This is a genomic window from Bdellovibrio bacteriovorus, from assembly GCF_041888015.1.
Classification (GTDB): domain Bacteria; phylum Bdellovibrionota; class Bdellovibrionia; order Bdellovibrionales; family Bdellovibrionaceae; genus Bdellovibrio.
The window spans coordinates 2,700,347-2,716,064 of the sequence record NZ_CP168968.1; the positions used below are offsets into that span (position 1 = coordinate 2,700,347).

Below are 15,718 nucleotides of genomic sequence, written 5' to 3' on the forward strand. Positions count from 1 at the left end.
TTTATACTAAAGATTTGAAGCGGCGTAAATCCCCAATCCAAAAGGATTCGAGCTTGCAGAAACTGCCACCTGCCAACCCTGCTCGATCATGAAAGATTCCACCTGCTTGTGAATTTTTGAAACATTCTGCACAACAACAAAGCGGGACTGACCGCTTAAGGCCGCCAATACTTTTTTATAGTCGTTAAAATAGTAAAGCACCTCTGAAAAAAGCACCAACTCTGGCTGCACCTTTAAGGCCTGATCAAGTTTACTTTCAAAGTCCCCCAGGCACCAGGTCGCTTGAGGAGCCCGCTGACGTCCTCTTTCCAAAGCCACTTCGGAACGCTCATAAGCGACAACCTCGGTAAATGCTGCCAGTCTTTCCGTCAAAGCCCCTTCATGAGCCCCTACCTCCAAAACATTCGATACCAGTAGCTTTTGAATTTCACCGGCAATACGATCCAAACGAGCCGTTTCATACGCCGAGCTTTCATAAGACCACAGATCATTTCGTCCAAAGAATGAGGCTTCGATCGAAGCCTCTACATAGCTTGGTGAAATCAGTCTTTCCATCGCGATATCAAACAGCTTCATAAAGGGTTTTGAACTCTGGCTGGAATAGCACTCATGCAGAATCTTTCTTTTCTTCTCTAGCTCCCAGGCATTCAGCTTGATGTCCATATCAGAAAATGAATTATAGCCAAAAAAATAAGGTTTCTTGAAAACCTGCTTTACGGCGTTGTGAACACAGATATGGTGAGGATGGCCATATTCACCCACCTGATTATGAGTAAAGACCATGTCGTATCCCTGCTGACTGATCTGGTGCAAGAACTGCACAATCAAATCCTGATCCAGTTCTTTTTCAAAGACATCTTCCTGACCTAACATGATCGGCTGGGCCCCCAGACGCTGACAGGCCCGCTGAAACTCGCCCCCCCGGACAGAGTCCAAAGAATGAGTCACAGAAACCACAGTCCAATTCCATTCGGGATTTTTAAGCATATAGCCACCCAAAAAGATCGTTTCGTCATCAGGATGCGCGACAACAACTAAAGCTTTCATTTTGACTCCACGACCGAAGGTCTAAAGAAATAGGATACACTGGCAGCAACCAAAGCAATCACCGCGAACAAAACAAACTGCTGCGATGGCTGAAGGAAAGAAAACCCCAGGCCGATAATCAGAACCCCACCCGACCGAGCCGTGGCATTGAAGATCTTAAACAAGCCCGCTCCCCGTGCCAAATGATCATCTGGCGTGATGGTAAAAAAGATATGAGACCGGAAGTAGTAATAACAAGCCTCAATCAACCCCAGCATGAAGATCACCGGGAACAACAACAGAGCGGACTTACTGAAGGCAATTCCAGCGTACAGAATCGCGATTGCAAAAAACACGATCACCAACCCCGCATAGGCCTTCCTCAACGAAATACGATTGGCAAAAAGGTTCCCCAGAATACCGCCAGCTCCGCCCACCGCGACGGCAATAGCGTAGATTCCTTTTTGCATCCCCAGTTCGTTGACCATAAGTTGAATCAAAGTGGTATCTCTCAAACCAAAGCAAATCGCTGCAAACGTGGAAATCAAAAGCAACCAAGGCATCGTGCGAATAGACAAAATTTTAAACGGCTTTTCTTCTTGTACTTCCGCCGCCATTTTCACGTTTTTGACTTTGTAGAATCCAAACACAAACATAACGACCGCGGCGCTGGCTACAAAAGACAGGGCGTCCATCGCAAACCCCACCTTAAAGCTAAATTGGCTGCCCACGATCCCGGCCAAAGAGGTCCCGCCCAGCAGCGAAATTCCTTCCAACAAAGATTGCTTCAATATGGAAGCCTTGATTTTCCCTTTGGGAGTATAGGCCTTCAGCAATCGGTTAAATGCTGAAAAATGAATCGCCGTCACCGTGGACAGCGTTCCCGCCACAATTGCGGTGGTCATAACAGAATTGGAGTAAGGAATCGCCAAGGCAATACTCGCTGCCAAAAGATCACAAGCAACCAGCCACTTACCAGTGGGAAAACGATCCACAAATTTCGCCAGCATGGGAGTCAGCAACAACGGCATCAAAACTCTGAGCGCAAAAACCAATGAAATTCCCTGAGCTTTAATCACAGCCACTTCATTTGTATAAAGAAGGATCAGAACCACGCTAATCCATGTACCCGTGTCGCTGATAAATTTAGCGACCAACATGCCATTTAATCTATTGCGAACATATTTTTCATTTTCCATACAAAACCGACTCCAATAATTCAAATGTCATCTCTGGCTTTTCATAGATCGGAGAATGTCCGACCTGATCCATCACATAAGCCTTATAACCTTCATGCCGCTCTAAGAGGTTCTTATAGTTCCTGCCCGTGGCAAAGGGGTCCTGAGCTCCGGTCACCACGCTAACCTTGATTCCCTGATGAAGCACCTCTTCCACCCAAGGCCAGCAGTTGCGGGACTCCCAGTCAGTGGCGGTCTCCAGATCAGTCGCATATTGCTTGCAAGATCTATCCAAAGACTCGCCGGTGTAAGGAGACCCGGGAAACGCCAGCGCATCTTCCCGGCATTTTGTGACTTCGGCAAAAGTTTGGGACGAGACAAAGAACAGCTCATAGCGCTTGACCAAATTTTTCAGAGCCTCTGTGGATACCTGGTCTTGATCAGCATCCTCAGCCGTAAAGACTTTGAGGTCTGCCTCCACAACTTGCAGTAGGGACTCCCGCAAGAACTCTGATACCAACCCTGTTTCAAGGGCCTGCAAAAGCGCCTCTTCAAATCTTTGAGCCTTTTCTGGCGACCATACTTTCAAAGCCAAATCTTTTCCCAAAGGGCGCTTCTTGCTGGAAGACTCACGATACTGAATTTTCTCTTTCTTTCCACGCAGAAGCTGTGGCAGCAGCACATATTCTTCAGTTCTTAACTCTTCACGCAAACGCAGAACAACTTCGCCTGCTCGGGCATAAATATTCTGCTGAGCTTCTTGGCGGTCGAAATGAGGTCCGACCAAAGTCAGCGATGCCACCTTACTTGGAAAAACAAGGGCAAATCGCAACGCCAGTGTACACCCAAAGCTTTCAGCCAGCAGATGAACCTTCGCCTTGGAGCTTAAATCCCGCCCAAGATGCACGCATAGATTTTCAAAGTTATAAGTCGCCAGTCCCTCCGTATCGAAGCCACAGCCAGGCTGATCATGCAAAATCACCTGACTTTGAAAGGCTTCGGAACCGTGACGCAGTAAAGCCCCTAGAAAAAGACCTGAGTTGGCACCCGGTCCCCCGTGAATAAAAACGGTGGGCGTTTGCAAACCCTGCTGAGCCTTCAGACTAAAAAGAGCCATAAAGCACCTCTTCTTCTGATGATTTCATGCTAAAGCGGCGGAACAAATGAATGAACTCCGGCATATTTAATAGAGCATGACCCAATACACATACAATCAAATCACCTGTGGCCAAGAAGTAGGATCCAGCCACCAGAGCAAAGACAAACTGCCTTGCCAAATCCTTCAAAGCCAGTGACTTACCCCAGGGAGTCGCGTAGTGAGCCGCCACAAAAGCCACAGCTTGCCCGACTACGGCCCACTTATTTGGAAAGACGCTTAAGACAGCCAAACGAAAGAAAACTTCTTCAGCCAAAATAAAAACGGAAAGATTGTACAGGCTGGCAAAGAAGTTCTCTTTGTTCATTCTCCCCGCCAATCCGGCATAGACCGCAGAAGCTTTAAACAGATACTCTTTTCGTTCCCACCAGATCAGTAAAGCTACTGTGGCAATCAGTAAACTGACCCCTGCCAGATTCCACTGGATCTTTTTTAGATCCAGAAGACCCATCCATAAAAGATACGGCAGCACAATCAATGTTCTTCTGAAAAGGAATGACCGCAAGCCTGGCCCCTTCATGCGGTGAGGAGCCCAAAAAACCGCAAATGGAAGTAAGAATGAAAGAAGAAGCCAAATTTGCATCATAGCTATTCCTGAACTGCGCCAATTTCTTTTAGTGTCGCCAAAACCTCTTCAATGTCCCCACGAATTTCCTGATCCGGGCATTCTGTCTGAAACGAAGACTTGATTCCAGAGACCATCATGTCCATGTCATTTTTTCCGTCACACATCAAAAAAACCTTGGCCGCCGTTGAGTTCACCTCAAAAACCTTCAAAGAGTTGGTCAGAAAGATTCCAGTCCCAACAGTGCGCACTCTCCAATCAATATTTCTTGTCATCATTTCTTTCTCCCTACTAAAGAAGACCCAGCTGAAGGGCCTCAATTTGACGTTCACAAAATTGAATTGCTTTTAAAATTTCAGACTTATCACCACCAGCGACCGCCTTCTTATTTTCCAGAAAATCCCGGAAGAGGTCTTCAGACACAGCCTGCGACAGCTTTCTTAAAACCCATTTATCGCGATCAAAGGTTTGTCCTGCTGACAGAACCAGCAATTGAGCCAGCAAATGCAGCTGTTGCTGAATAAGTTCCCCTGCAGTTAAAAAATCCTGGGATTCCAAAGATCCTACGATGTCTTCGTAAAGACCGTCGTATTCATTCATACGCAGACGGATCAACCAATGCACATAAGATGAAAACGGGAACTGTTTCAAAAGCTGTTCAAATGCTTCGTGATTGTGGATGGCCATACCGATCTTCAGACGGTGAACCATTGTGCAGATTTCATAGTTTGAAACCTGGGGATGAAGCTGTCTGGGAACATAGATGTCCGGACTGGTGAAATCCAAACCCATTAAGACCGCTGCGGTTTCATCAACAAGAGAATGGGAAAAAATACTCAGGTCAAAACGTCTATTATTAATGATGACATTTTGATCAATAGTACGTTCGTTTTGCAGCAAAGGATGACGATCATCCGTAACAAGAAAGATATCCAAATCAGATCGTGCATTGCCCAGGCCATCAAACAAAGAGCCGGAAAGAAAGACGATCTCATGGCCTTGGGGTGCCACTCTTTTGCAAAGATCAGCTTCGGTTACGTTAAATCTATTTAGTATGTCTGCTTTTGTCATAGTCACTCCGTATGGCTGCTATAGCCAGAGACATGCCAGAAGCTTTGGACCATTTTCTGCCGTCAGCCCCCATTTATTGGAGATGGCGTGTCCTATTCCCAATCTCTGTGTCCGAATTCTGAGATTTAGGAAGAAATAAAAGCCTTTTAGAGGACGTACCCCCATTTATTTCGATCTGAGAACGGCCCTTTGCTTGCTTTGATGGGTCAGCACACAACATCGAAGGAGGATGTATGAAAAAGTATGCAAAACCCCAAATTAAGGAAGTTCGTATCCCAGCAAGTCTGGCTATGGAACGCGGAATGTAATTGGGTAGGCCCTGGTTCAAAACCAGGGCCTTTATTTTATGAAGATACTTATTCTATCCCCTCTTTATTATCCGGATCGTTTTGGCGGCATTGAAAAAGTCGTCTATGAATTCACCCGACGTCTGGGACTCAAAAAAATCAATACAACAGTCATCTGCGGAACCACGGGATGCGATGAAACTTTGACTCATGAAGGTGTGACCATCCACCGCCTATCCTCTAACGGCGCATTCAATGATGGCTCCTTTGAAAAATACTATGAAGTGAACAGCAGAGCTTTGGAGATTATCAATCAGGAACAGCCGGATCTTATCTGGGCTCACGATTGGTTTTTTGCTCTGGCTGCGCTTAATTATACAGAAGCACGTCCTGTGCCTTTAATCAGCCAGGCCCATTTCCTGAAACGTTTTGAAAGCAAAGGACGCATTTCTTCCTGGAGATCTTTTGTGGATCTCATGCAAACGCTGCTTTTTAGAAATTCCAAAACCGTTCTTGCCGTCAGCAGTTCACAGATTCAATCGCTGAATCAGCACTACAGAATTCCGAAAAATAGAATCTGTCATGTCAAATACGGCATGGACCCGCTTCCCGTTACCAGCCAAAGGCCCTTATCCAATGCACAGCCGATCTTTTTGTATCTGGGCCGACTGGAAACAGAAAAAAATATCGACACCTTTTTGGACAGCTTAAAAATATATGAAAACAACCTGCAGCAGTCTATCTGTGTCCGGCTCGTCGGCTCAGGATCTTTACAAAAAATCTTGGAAACGAAAGCACAACAGCTGTCAAAAGTTCAGGTCGAGTTCATTCCTTTTTCTTCGGACTTCGCCTTTATACAAAGTCTGCTCTTAAAGGCGGACATTGTGGTGCTTCCCAGTCTTTATGATTCCTACGGGCTGGCTGCCCTAGAGGCTCTTTCTCTGCAAGTGCCTGTCCTGGTCAGTCGTCAATGTGGCATTTCAGAAGACCTGGCGCTTTACCCCAAGAGCATGGTCTTTGATGCCCAAGACAAAGAGGAAATGTTTAAGGCTGTGCAGTTCTGCCTTACCAATTTGGCAGAACTGCCCTCTATCGGGATTGATACCCATAGAAATCTGCAAGCCACCCATAATTGGGATTTAAGTATCAATAAAATTCTTGAACATATTGGCCCTTCCCCAAAGAGAGTTCACCATGCCTAAAAAATTATTTCTAATGTCCGCTTCCAGTAACAGTGGCAAAACTGTTCTTGCCAATGGCCTGCTGAACATTGCAGCCAAACGATATTCTCGGGTTCAGTTTTATAAAGCTCTTTCGATTGATATTGCCCCACAGCCCACAAAGGATGGCTCAGTCGTCGCAGCCTATATGCAGGAATACTCCCTCAGTGCAAGAAGCTCACTGCGGGCGGCGAACAACACTGCTTACTTCAACCCTGAAAACCAAATTCTGTACTGCCACGGACTGGCGGTGACTCAAAGCAAACTTATCACTCGGGATAATATTGATTGCGACAACGTGAATCCTCAGGTCATTTCGCAGATCAAAGATCAAATCCGTCAGGATATCGAGGTTCTTTCAGATACAGCCGACATCCTTATCGCTGAAGGAGGAGGCAACTGCCTGTTGGGAGGTGACCATGAGTTTTCAAATCGTTGGCCCGCCACTGAATTTCAATTTCCGATTGTACTGGTTGCAGAAGGACGCGACGGCGGTGGTTTTTTGTCTCTTTTAGGGCTTAAAAATGCCATGCCTGAAAAACTGCAAAAGCAAGTGGCTGGCTTTGTTGTGAATGGGGTTTTAGAGCAGACCCCAACGATTGATAAGACGATTTCTGACCTTTCCCAAAAAACCGGATGGCCGTGCCTGGGAGTTCTGCCTTGGTTCCATTTTGATGAAAATAGTTCCTATGAAGAATGGCAAAACACTTTGGAAACCAAACTGTATGAACACGCCCGGCCGCTCTTAAGTCTGCTGTCAGACCTCTAGCCAGAAAATATCGGTTGCTTGCTGGCCTTGTCGCTTGCGTTTCAGCAGAATCGGCTCTACCGTCTGAGCTATCTGCTATGAAAACAGTGTTGATACTTGTGGCCATGAAAGAGGAGCTTCGGGATGTCCTTAAAGAGGACTCTGCGACCGTTCTGCATGTGAAACCTTTTGGAACCCCGGTCTGGGAAATTGCCAAAGGATCTCTTCGTATTCTTGCGACCCAAGTAGGAATTGGCCCCATCAATGCCAGCTCAATTCTGACAGGAATCCTCTCAGAGCTAAAAGTAGATTCCGTTTTGTTGCTCGGCCTCGGGGGCGCGATTGATGCCCGACTGCAGATCGGTGACACCTGTGTTGCTACTCACGTGGTTCAGCACGACGCTATTTGTTCAAAAGACCAGGGGCATGAATACATGGCCTGCGGTGAAGCCCACTTGTCTTTACAGCCTCATGAGCGTGCCGACATTCACACAGCGGCAGCCAAAGAAGCTTCATATCAACTGATTCAATATCTGCAAAGCCAGGGGCACCAAGTCCATGAAGGTGTGATTCTTTCCGGATCCGAGTTCGTTGGAAGTCTGCAGAAAAAGCTGCACCTGAAAACCGACTTCCCCAACGCCCTGATGGTGGATATGGAAGCCTGTTCCGTCGCTTATCTTTGCAACAAAGCAAAGATTCCTTTTATGGTTGTAAAAACCGTTGCCGACACGTTAAGTGCGTCTCCGACAGAGGAGTATCTGAACTTCCTGCAGTCTAGCCGTAAAAAAGCTTTGGATGTCGTGCATTTTCTATGTGAGAAAGAATTCTAAATGACTCTGGCCAATTCAAGCTCAGAACAGTTTATCACCGTCCACAATGCCTCTATTTATGTTAAAACATGGACACCTCAGAATGTTCTGGACTCAGTGCCGATCATTCTTCTGCATGATTCTTTGGGATGCACGGAGATGTGGCGAGACTTCCCCGCACTTTTGGCAGAAAAAACCGGGCGCGTGGTCAGCTCCTATGACCGCTGGGGTTTTGGCAAATCTTCTGAACGAAATGGTCTGCCATCTGTTCAGTTCATTTCTGAAGAAGGCGAAACTCATCTTCCGGCCATCTTGAATTCTTTGGGCATTAACAAGTTCTTCCTGTTCGGCCACAGCGTGGGTGGGGCCATGGCAGTCGTCACCGCCGGTGTCTTAAAAGATCGCTGTCTGGGCATCATCACTGAATCAGCCCAGGCCTTTGTTGAAGATCGGACCCGCGAAGGCATCAGCAAGGCCCAGATTGATTTTGCCGATGTCACAATGTTTTCCCGCCTGAAGAAATATCATGGAGAGAAAACCCAGTGGGTGCTGGATGCTTGGATCAAGGTGTGGCTGTCTTCTGAGTTCTCGCAATGGAGTTTGAGATCAGATCTTCCCAAAGTTCATTGCCCCGTCATGGCAATCCACGGCGACAGCGATGAATACGGCTCTGTGAAATTCCCGGAAATGATTTCAAGCCTTGCCGCAGGACATACGGAAATGCAGATCATTCCATCTTGTGGACATGTACCTCACCGGGAAAAGCCCGAGGTCATTTTGAATCTGTGTGCCCGCTTTTACGTAAGCTGACAGCGGATAAACATTTAGCATTTACATCCCCCTAGAGCTGCGCTGCAATCTCATCATAGTCTCATACCAAGGAGATCCAATGACATGGCTGGCAGCTTTCGCACTTTGGAGCAGTCTTAGTTACGCAAAAAACGCTGAACAAATATGGTACAACGGCTCTATCCTTACGATGAACGACGCCCAACCAAGTGCTCAAGCCATCGCTGTTACCCAGGGAAAAATTATTGCCGTGGGCAATCAGCAAGAAGTTATGAAGCTCAAAAATAAAAAAACTCGCCTGACAGACCTGAAGGGGGCAACTCTGCTGCCTGGCTTCGTGGACCCACACAGTCATGTTTCTGGAGTGGGTCTGCAAGCCGCCAGTGCCAATCTGCTTCCGCCCCCCGATGGGGCTAACAGCTCGATTGCAGATATCCAAAAAACACTGACGGATTATATAAAGAGCTCCGAGAACTCCAAAAAATATGGCGGTCTTGTGATGGGCTTTGGCTACGATGACTCGCAACTCGCAGAAAAAAGGCATCCTCGGCGGGACGAGCTGGACAGTGTTTCGTCAACGCTACCCATTGTGATCATGCACCAATCTGGCCATATTGGCGTCATGAACTCCAAAGCTTTGGAGCTTGCAGGTATCACTTCCAGCAGCCCTAATCCCTCTGGCGGAATTATCGTACGCAAGGCCAACAGCCAAGAACCCAGTGGGGTGCTACAGGAAAATGCCTATTTTCTGGCTCTGCTTAAAGTGATGCCGACGCTTACTGAAGAACAATCCCTGGCCATGCTGGAAGAGGGTCAAAAGCTTTATTTAAAGTACGGTTACACGACCATACAAGATGGCCGTTCATCGCCGGACCAACTTAAAACTTTCATTGCTGCCAGCAAGAAAAAAAGACTTCTTGCTGATATTGTTTCTTATCCAGATATTCTGATGACGGGTACTGATAAACTGCTCAAGCCCCCCTATTACCACAACATCAGTCGGACACCACAGTACCAAAACCATTTCCGTCTTGGGGGAGTCAAAGTCACCTTGGATGGTTCCCCGCAAGGAAAAACCGCTTGGCTGACAAAACCCTATTATATCCCACCCGAAGGCGAGAAAAAAGACTACGCGGGATACGGCGTTGTAGATGATGCCAAGCTGATTCAGGTGTACGAACAAGCTCTCTCCAACCGCTGGCAAATTCTCACGCACTCTAATGGGGATCGTGCGACAGATCAGATGATTACTGCTATGGAAGCGGCCCAGAAAAAGTTCCCTCACGTGGAGGTCCGGCCTGTTCTGATTCATGGACAAGTCTTACGCAAAGATCAGGTGGCAAAAATCAAAGCCTTGGGCATCATCCCATCTCTTTTCCCCATGCATACATTCTATTGGGGCGACTGGCATCGAACTTCGGTTCTGGGACCTGAGCGAGCCGAGAATATTTCCCCTACCGGTTGGGTTCTGGAACAAAAGATGATCTTCACCACACACCACGATGCACCGGTAGTCCTGCCTGATTCCATGCGTATTCTTTCAGCCACAGTCACCCGTAAAACCCGCAGTGGATACACTCTGGGGAAAGAGCATAAAGTCGATGTCCTGACCGCCCTGAAAGCGATGACTCTGTGGTCCGCCTATCAACATTGGGAGGAAAAGTCGAAAGGCTCCTTGGAAAACGGAAAGCTGGCTGACTTTGTGATTCTTGCCAAAAACCCGCTGCAAGTCCCGGAAAGTGAGCTGGAAAAAATCCAGGTCCTTGAAACAATCAAAGAAGGTAAAACCATTTACAAAGTGCCTTGAATTTTCCCCCGAGAGAGGCACAATAGGCCCATGAACAGCTCTCAGGACTTAATTCCAACAGTTTTTCTTCCCGGCTTCTTATGTGATGAGCGTGTTTGGAGTGACACCATCGCCAGACTGACAGTGCCGGGGCCTTTGGTTTCTTTGCACTTTAAAGACTGCAAAAATCTTCAGGATATGCTGAATCTGATCGTCCATCTGCCCTATCCACGTTTTCACCTGGTTGGTTTTTCCATGGGTGGATATGTTGCCAAGCTTTTTGCGACCCAACACCCGGACCGGTTACAGCGCCTAAGTCTGGTCGCCGTCAACGTGGGTGCCCTCAGCGAGCGCGAACGGCAATGGCGCTTGAGTATGAAAGAGTTTCTGGGCAAATACAAATATCGCGGTATGAATGAAAAGGAACTGTCGCGCTTTCTGCACCCGAATTCTTTAGGCAATCCTCATGTCACACAGACAATTGTGGATATGAGTGCGGGATATACATCCGAAATGTATTTAAATCAGATGATGGCAACCTTGGACAGAAAAGATCTGACAGCGGAGCTTCGCCAACTTTCCTGCCCCATTTTGATCGTCGGTGGCCGTGAGGATCGGGTCGTCCCCCTGAAACAACTGGAGTCCCTGCATCAGCAAATTCCCCAGGCAAAGTTTCAAATTATAGAGGAATGCGGGCACTACATTCCTCTTGAAAAGCCTGACGAAATGGCACAAGTGCTGTCTCACTTTTCTTCGGGCCAATAGTAAGAATCCGGATAAGGTCTTTGCCCAAATATTTTTGTGCCCACACGCAGAAGCGTCGCCCCTTCTGCAATGGCCCACTTATAGTCCGAAGACATTCCCATCGAAAGCTCTTTCATCTCCACATGGGTAAATCGATCCCCTTTGAGTTCTTCAAAAAGTCTTTTCATTTTCTGGAAACATTCCCGCACCCGGTATTCATCTGAAGAAAACAGAGCCAGCGTCATCAAGCCTTTTACTTTCAAGGTCGGATATCCCTTGAGAGTCTCGACAAAATCTGCCACCGCTTCCGGAGGCAGACCAAACTTGCTGGCTTCATTGGAAGAGTTCACTTGCACCAAAACATCCAAGGTTCGGCCCTGATCCTGAAGACGTCGGTTGAGTTCCTTCACCAGAGACATTCGATCCAAGGAATGCAACATCTGAATATGCGGCAGAATATCTTTCACCTTATTGGACTGAAGATGCCCGATAAAGTGCCACTCTGGCTGCAGGGGTTCCAGCTCTGTAAACTTTCGTTTAAGCTCCTGCACCTTATTTTCCCCCAGCAGACGGTGTCCTGCTTTCAAAGCTTCGGCTATTCGCGCAGGTTCGACCGTCTTCGTTGCCAAAAGCAGACGAACCGATTCCGGGTCCCGGCCTGCGGCTAGGCATTCGTTCCGGATCTCTAGTTGAAGGTCTGAAAGACTGCGCGAAATAGACATGTCGGCCTCTTTACTTCAAATCCGAAAGAGCCGCACCGAAGTTGATATGCAAGGCATCCCCGCCCACCAATAAAGCTGGAACGGATTTCACACCGGCTTTTTCCGCCTCAGTAATACGGGACTTCTGCTCGCCCAAATGAACAATCTCGACTTTGTATTTTTGAGTATCAACCAGATTCAGAATCTTCTGTTCAGCATCCAAACACACCGGGCACCCTGCGTGATAGAAAATCGCTTTATTCATGTATTTCTCCTTTTTTTGCCCGACCTTATTTGGTAGGACTCCTACTTAAATAGAACCTACCAGAAGAAATGTCAATAGGACTCCTACCCAGTTGTTTTTTGACCGGGGATATGGTTCTATAAGATCTGACTGACAGGACGGAAAATGAAGAAAAACCAAGGACTCACAGAGGAACTGCAGAATAAAATTATCACAGGGCTGTCCCGCGTCAGCGTGGCTCTTCGCAGTGATTCCTGGGAGATTTCCAAAAAAGAAAAACTCAGTCCTACGCAAATGCAGGTCCTGACCCTTCTGGAAGTCAAAAAAGCCCTGACCGTCTCTGCCCTTTCCGAGCTACTTGGAATCTCCAAAGCGTCTTTAAGCGATTCCGTCATTGCCCTTGAAAACAAAGATCTGGTCAAAAAAGTTCCTTCCGCCAAAGATCAAAGGTCCACGGATATTCTTTTGACGTCAAAAGGAAGCAAGCTGGCCTTGCGCCTGAAGGACAGCAGTCACGAGTTGGTGCAGGGGTTGCGCTATCTGAATCCTTCGGAACAAAGTGAACTTCTGTTTTTGGTGTCAAAAGTGATCAAAGGACTTCAGGAGGAAGGCAAGATCACTCCGTCAAAAATGTGCGTCAGCTGCAAGTTCTTTGCGGCCAATGCCCACAATTCAAAAGAAAAACCGCACCACTGCAACCTGATTGATGCGGCTTTCGGTGCCGGCGATCTGCGTATGGACTGCCCGGAACATGAAATCTAGCGTGCTTTTTTAGAAACAGGCGAATAATCTTTTGCTTCCTATGATCTTAATTGGCTCAGTCTCTTTATTGTTCACGTTTGCATTGTGCGCAGGCTTTTCTGTGTATTTATGGCCCTATCGTCGCTCACCTTTGCATCGCATTCTGCTGTTAACTCAGGCGTGTTATGCGCTGTGGGCCCTGTGGGCCATCCTCATCTTCATGACTGACGACTTTGAAACCCGCATGCTTTTGACAAGGCTTCGTCAAGTCACCAATCCGTTGCTGGCTCCGACCTGGATCGCGATGTCCCTGATGGTCTTTCATCGTGCCCTTTGGGAGCGGATCAAAAAATGGGCGCTGGCCTTGTATATCATTCCGGGGCTGGCAATGGCCGTCACGGTCGCAAGTATTTTGAAAGTTCCCTGGTCAGATACTTTGGCCTTTCATGATTTTAAAGAGCTTCCCCAAGGACATGGACTTCTTTCGTACAAAGTCGGTCCGATCCTCGCCGTCAACTTTGCCTATGCGCAGATCTGCATTTTGGTCCTTTACGGCACCTATCTTTATAACTTCATTATGGCTCGGGGTTTGCGTCGCCACTATGCGCTTTGGTTTGCCCTTGCCGGAATCCTTCACATTGGGATGGATTTCGCGGGGAAAATTTTCCTGAAAGATCCGGTAATTACACAAACAAGTTCGTCTCATATCGGAAAGCCGTTGCGGGATCTAACATCTTTGGCTCCCGCCTTAAAAGCCGAGGATAACGTCACTATTGATGATCGGGTGTATCAGGTCTTCCATCATGAAATCGAAATCAAGGGTGGCGAGGAAAAGGCTGGTGTCTGTATGCTTACGGACGTCAGTGAAATCACCGCCCTGAACGAAGAGCTGAATGAAAGCAATCAGATCCTGAAAACCCTGAACAATGAAATTCTGCGCATGACGGATTTTAACCGCAAGGTGCAATCGGTGCTTTCACATGATCTGACAGGCTCTCTGTCTGGTGTAAATAACTTGCTTATCGGAACCAAAAAGATCATCGAAATGAATCAGACTGAAGATCTAAAAAAACATCTGGATCAAATGATTCAAGCAAGCTCCTCATCCCTAGCCCTTTTGGGCGATGTTCTTGCCTGGAGTGCGGAAGAGGATCTTTCTTCCTCTCAAGACCTGCAGCTCTGCCTGCAAAGTGCGCTCAGTCAGCTTTCCGTACAGATTCTGAACAAAGAGATTCAACTTCGTCAGAATCTGAATGCCAGTCCTCTGCGTTTTACACTGGAATTTATCGAGAAGCTTCAAGGGAAGATTCGAATTTCTTCAGAGCCCGGATTGGGAACCGAGGTACAGGTTCGCCTTCCCTGCTTGACAGTGCTTGATCCCGTATAGAACCATAAATATATGGAGCTCCATACTAAAACGTTTTTTATTGTAGATGATCATTCCGTGGTCCGAGATGGTTTACGCCTGGCCGTGTCCGAACTTGCTCCGAACTATGAGCAAGTTGGTGAAGCCAGCTCTGTTGCCACAGCTTTGGAGCCCATCATCAATCTGCGCCCGCAGGTGGTTTTTCTGGATCACTTCCTACAAGAGCAAACCGGTTTGGAACTGGTCCAAGCCGTTAAAAAGATCCGCCCGGAAATTGAGTTTGTGATTGTCACACAAGCCGAGGATCGCTTCGCCTTACAGCAGTATATTGGCCTGGGGGTCAAAGCACTGATCTCAAAGACCAACAGCCGTGAGGAGCTTCGCACCATCCTCAACTCTCCGAAAACCAGAGAACCCTACATAGCCCCTTCATTGAAGAAAGTTCTGTCAGACTTTAACTCCACAGAAAAAATCACTCCCCGCGAAATCGAAATTCTTAAGTACATCGCCAAGGGCCACTCTAACAAAGAAATCGCCCAAATCCTGAACTGCTCCGAACACACCGTAAAAACTCACAAGGTCAGCATCATGCGCAAGCTTCACTGTAAAACCTCCGTCGAGATCAGCGTTTGGGCCATCAAGCACAAGCTTATTTAAAGCCGTTCTTAGTCTGACAGAGAGTTGCAGATAACTCGGAATTTTTCCCAGTTCTTAATCTGAGTCGCATCCGTGTGAATGGTGTCTGTGATACGTCCACCACCTCCAACAGCAGTGATATAATGACCACTGATTGTCTGAATGGCATAAACACCATTGCCCAATGAAATCATTTTGAATTTTTCCCAGGCTTGCAGTTGCGTTGCATCCGAATGAATGACATCAGTGATGCGCCCACCGCCGCCCACAGCGGTCAGATAATTGCCTTTGACGGTCTTGATTCCATAGTTAATGACAGAGTTGCCGTCGCAGGAATCCACCAGCGTAAAGCGTTCCCAGGAACCCACTCGAGTGGCATTCGTGTGAATAACATCCGTTACCCGCCCACCTCCACCAACTGCGGTGACGTAGTTTCCGGTATAGGTCTTGATCACACAAGATACCGGGGCGTTGCAGGCCTGCGTCGACGGGGTTGCCATTCCCACTATCAAAAGAACAGAAGAAATAAATGTGGATTTCATTGGGCTCTCCTTAGAGTCTTTTAAAGACCGCTACAGCCCTAGCTGATACCACGCGAGAAGGGGATTCAATCTTTGCCCGGTGAAAATGTCGAGATAATGTGTGGAGGAG

The 15,718-nt window shown here is 47.4% G+C and carries 18 protein-coding genes; 9 read left to right on the forward strand and 9 right to left on the reverse strand.

Going from position 1 to position 15,718, the window contains the following annotated elements; all coding sequences use genetic code 11:
• Positions 1-6: 6 nt before the first annotated feature.
• Genes ACES2G_RS12885 through ACES2G_RS12910 form a run of 6 tightly spaced genes read right to left on the reverse strand, consistent with a single transcriptional unit; the run spans position 7 to position 4,996 of the window.
• Positions 7-1,047 (reverse strand): PIG-L family deacetylase, encoded by a 1,041-nt coding sequence (locus ACES2G_RS12885; RefSeq protein ID WP_374000404.1) that lies wholly within the window; start codon positions 1,045-1,047, stop codon positions 7-9.
• A complete protein-coding gene (locus tag ACES2G_RS12890) occupies positions 1,044-2,225 on the reverse strand; it encodes an MFS transporter (RefSeq protein ID WP_374000405.1) in 1,182 nt (393 codons plus the stop codon). Before ACES2G_RS12890 ends, ACES2G_RS12885 begins: the two co-directional genes overlap by 4 nt.
• Positions 2,215-3,321: an alpha/beta fold hydrolase gene (locus ACES2G_RS12895; protein ID WP_374000406.1), complete on the reverse strand. Its 1,107-nt coding sequence runs from the start codon at positions 3,319-3,321 to the stop codon at positions 2,215-2,217. Before ACES2G_RS12895 ends, ACES2G_RS12890 begins: the two co-directional genes overlap by 11 nt.
• Positions 3,308-3,946, reverse strand: a complete 639-nt coding sequence (locus tag ACES2G_RS12900) for a CPBP family intramembrane glutamic endopeptidase (protein WP_374000407.1) — start codon at positions 3,944-3,946, stop codon at positions 3,308-3,310. Before ACES2G_RS12900 ends, ACES2G_RS12895 begins: the two co-directional genes overlap by 14 nt.
• A 2-nt stretch (positions 3,947-3,948) precedes the next feature.
• A complete protein-coding gene (locus ACES2G_RS12905) occupies positions 3,949-4,203 on the reverse strand; it encodes a PqqD family protein (protein ID WP_347358619.1) in 255 nt (84 codons plus the stop codon).
• A 13-nt stretch (positions 4,204-4,216) separates the two neighbouring features.
• On the reverse strand, positions 4,217-4,996 hold the full coding sequence (locus tag ACES2G_RS12910; protein ID WP_347358618.1) for a hypothetical protein: 780 nt from the start codon (positions 4,994-4,996) through the stop codon (positions 4,217-4,219).
• Between the two features lie 346 nt (positions 4,997-5,342).
• On the opposite strand from ACES2G_RS12910, the gene ACES2G_RS12915 reads away from it, so the two are divergent.
• From ACES2G_RS12915 to ACES2G_RS12940, 6 genes are all read left to right on the forward strand, one after another.
• The gene (locus tag ACES2G_RS12915) at positions 5,343-6,485 is read left to right on the forward strand and encodes a glycosyltransferase family 4 protein (protein ID WP_374000408.1); all 1,143 of its coding nucleotides are present in this window, start codon (positions 5,343-5,345) and stop codon (positions 6,483-6,485) included.
• A complete protein-coding gene (locus ACES2G_RS12920; protein WP_374000409.1) occupies positions 6,478-7,272 on the forward strand; it encodes an AAA family ATPase in 795 nt (264 codons plus the stop codon). Before ACES2G_RS12915 ends, ACES2G_RS12920 begins: the two co-directional genes overlap by 8 nt.
• 77 nt (positions 7,273-7,349) lie before the next feature.
• Positions 7,350-8,081: a 5'-methylthioadenosine nucleosidase gene (locus ACES2G_RS12925; RefSeq protein ID WP_374000410.1), complete on the forward strand. Its 732-nt coding sequence runs from the start codon at positions 7,350-7,352 to the stop codon at positions 8,079-8,081.
• Entirely contained in the window at positions 8,082-8,870 is a 789-nt protein-coding gene (locus ACES2G_RS12930) for an alpha/beta fold hydrolase (RefSeq protein WP_374000411.1), read from the forward strand.
• Between the two features lie 79 nt (positions 8,871-8,949).
• Positions 8,950-10,656: an amidohydrolase gene (locus tag ACES2G_RS12935; protein WP_374000412.1), complete on the forward strand. Its 1,707-nt coding sequence runs from the start codon at positions 8,950-8,952 to the stop codon at positions 10,654-10,656.
• 30 nt (positions 10,657-10,686) lie between these two features.
• Complete coding sequence (locus ACES2G_RS12940) at positions 10,687-11,400, forward strand: alpha/beta hydrolase (protein ID WP_347358612.1); 714 nt, start codon at positions 10,687-10,689, stop codon at positions 11,398-11,400.
• Here the strand turns inward: ACES2G_RS12940 and ACES2G_RS12945 are convergent.
• A complete protein-coding gene (locus tag ACES2G_RS12945) occupies positions 11,379-12,101 on the reverse strand; it encodes a YggS family pyridoxal phosphate-dependent enzyme (protein WP_374000413.1) in 723 nt (240 codons plus the stop codon). The two genes, ACES2G_RS12940 and ACES2G_RS12945, sit on opposite strands and share 22 nt — an antisense overlap.
• A 10-nt stretch (positions 12,102-12,111) precedes the next feature.
• The gene (locus ACES2G_RS12950) at positions 12,112-12,345 is read right to left on the reverse strand and encodes a thioredoxin family protein (RefSeq protein WP_347358610.1); all 234 of its coding nucleotides are present in this window, start codon (positions 12,343-12,345) and stop codon (positions 12,112-12,114) included.
• 144 nt (positions 12,346-12,489) lie between these two features.
• Here ACES2G_RS12950 and ACES2G_RS12955 point away from each other — a divergent pair, with 144 nt between their 5' ends.
• The 3 genes from ACES2G_RS12955 (at position 12,490) to ACES2G_RS12965 (ending at position 15,088) form a co-directional block, all read left to right on the forward strand.
• Positions 12,490-13,086, forward strand: a complete 597-nt coding sequence (locus tag ACES2G_RS12955; protein WP_347358609.1) for a MarR family winged helix-turn-helix transcriptional regulator — start codon at positions 12,490-12,492, stop codon at positions 13,084-13,086.
• A 100-nt stretch (positions 13,087-13,186) separates the two neighbouring features.
• Positions 13,187-14,452: a histidine kinase N-terminal 7TM domain-containing protein gene (locus tag ACES2G_RS12960; RefSeq protein WP_374000414.1), complete on the forward strand. Its 1,266-nt coding sequence runs from the start codon at positions 13,187-13,189 to the stop codon at positions 14,450-14,452.
• 57 nt (positions 14,453-14,509) lie between these two features.
• Complete coding sequence (locus tag ACES2G_RS12965) at positions 14,510-15,088, forward strand: LuxR C-terminal-related transcriptional regulator (RefSeq protein ID WP_374000415.1); 579 nt, start codon at positions 14,510-14,512, stop codon at positions 15,086-15,088.
• A gap of 8 nt (positions 15,089-15,096) precedes the next feature.
• Here ACES2G_RS12965 and ACES2G_RS12970 read toward each other — a convergent pair whose 3' ends face one another.
• Complete coding sequence (locus ACES2G_RS12970) at positions 15,097-15,609, reverse strand: hypothetical protein (RefSeq protein WP_374000416.1); 513 nt, start codon at positions 15,607-15,609, stop codon at positions 15,097-15,099.
• Positions 15,610-15,718: the final 109 nt, after the last annotated feature.

Coding starts and splice junctions, on each gene's coding strand:
- ACES2G_RS12940 (WP_347358612.1), top strand. CDS start 10,687: ATGAACAGCTCTCAGGACTTAATTCCAACAGTTTTTCTTCCCGGCTTC.
- ACES2G_RS12905 (WP_347358619.1), bottom strand. CDS start 4,203: ATGATGACAAGAAATATTGATTGGAGAGTGCGCACTGTTGGGACTGGA.
- ACES2G_RS12915 (WP_374000408.1), top strand. CDS start 5,343: ATGAAGATACTTATTCTATCCCCTCTTTATTATCCGGATCGTTTTGGC.
- ACES2G_RS12930 (WP_374000411.1), top strand. CDS start 8,082: ATGACTCTGGCCAATTCAAGCTCAGAACAGTTTATCACCGTCCACAAT.
- ACES2G_RS12955 (WP_347358609.1), top strand. CDS start 12,490: ATGAAGAAAAACCAAGGACTCACAGAGGAACTGCAGAATAAAATTATC.
- ACES2G_RS12950 (WP_347358610.1), bottom strand. CDS start 12,345: ATGAATAAAGCGATTTTCTATCACGCAGGGTGCCCGGTGTGTTTGGAT.
- ACES2G_RS12925 (WP_374000410.1), top strand. CDS start 7,350: ATGAAAACAGTGTTGATACTTGTGGCCATGAAAGAGGAGCTTCGGGAT.
- ACES2G_RS12885 (WP_374000404.1), bottom strand. CDS start 1,047: ATGAAAGCTTTAGTTGTTGTCGCGCATCCTGATGACGAAACGATCTTT.
- ACES2G_RS12890 (WP_374000405.1), bottom strand. CDS start 2,225: ATGGAAAATGAAAAATATGTTCGCAATAGATTAAATGGCATGTTGGTC.
- ACES2G_RS12945 (WP_374000413.1), bottom strand. CDS start 12,101: ATGTCTATTTCGCGCAGTCTTTCAGACCTTCAACTAGAGATCCGGAAC.
- ACES2G_RS12920 (WP_374000409.1), top strand. CDS start 6,478: ATGCCTAAAAAATTATTTCTAATGTCCGCTTCCAGTAACAGTGGCAAA.
- ACES2G_RS12895 (WP_374000406.1), bottom strand. CDS start 3,321: ATGGCTCTTTTTAGTCTGAAGGCTCAGCAGGGTTTGCAAACGCCCACC.
- ACES2G_RS12970 (WP_374000416.1), bottom strand. CDS start 15,609: ATGAAATCCACATTTATTTCTTCTGTTCTTTTGATAGTGGGAATGGCA.
- ACES2G_RS12935 (WP_374000412.1), top strand. CDS start 8,950: ATGACATGGCTGGCAGCTTTCGCACTTTGGAGCAGTCTTAGTTACGCA.
- ACES2G_RS12910 (WP_347358618.1), bottom strand. CDS start 4,996: ATGACAAAAGCAGACATACTAAATAGATTTAACGTAACCGAAGCTGAT.
- ACES2G_RS12900 (WP_374000407.1), bottom strand. CDS start 3,946: ATGATGCAAATTTGGCTTCTTCTTTCATTCTTACTTCCATTTGCGGTT.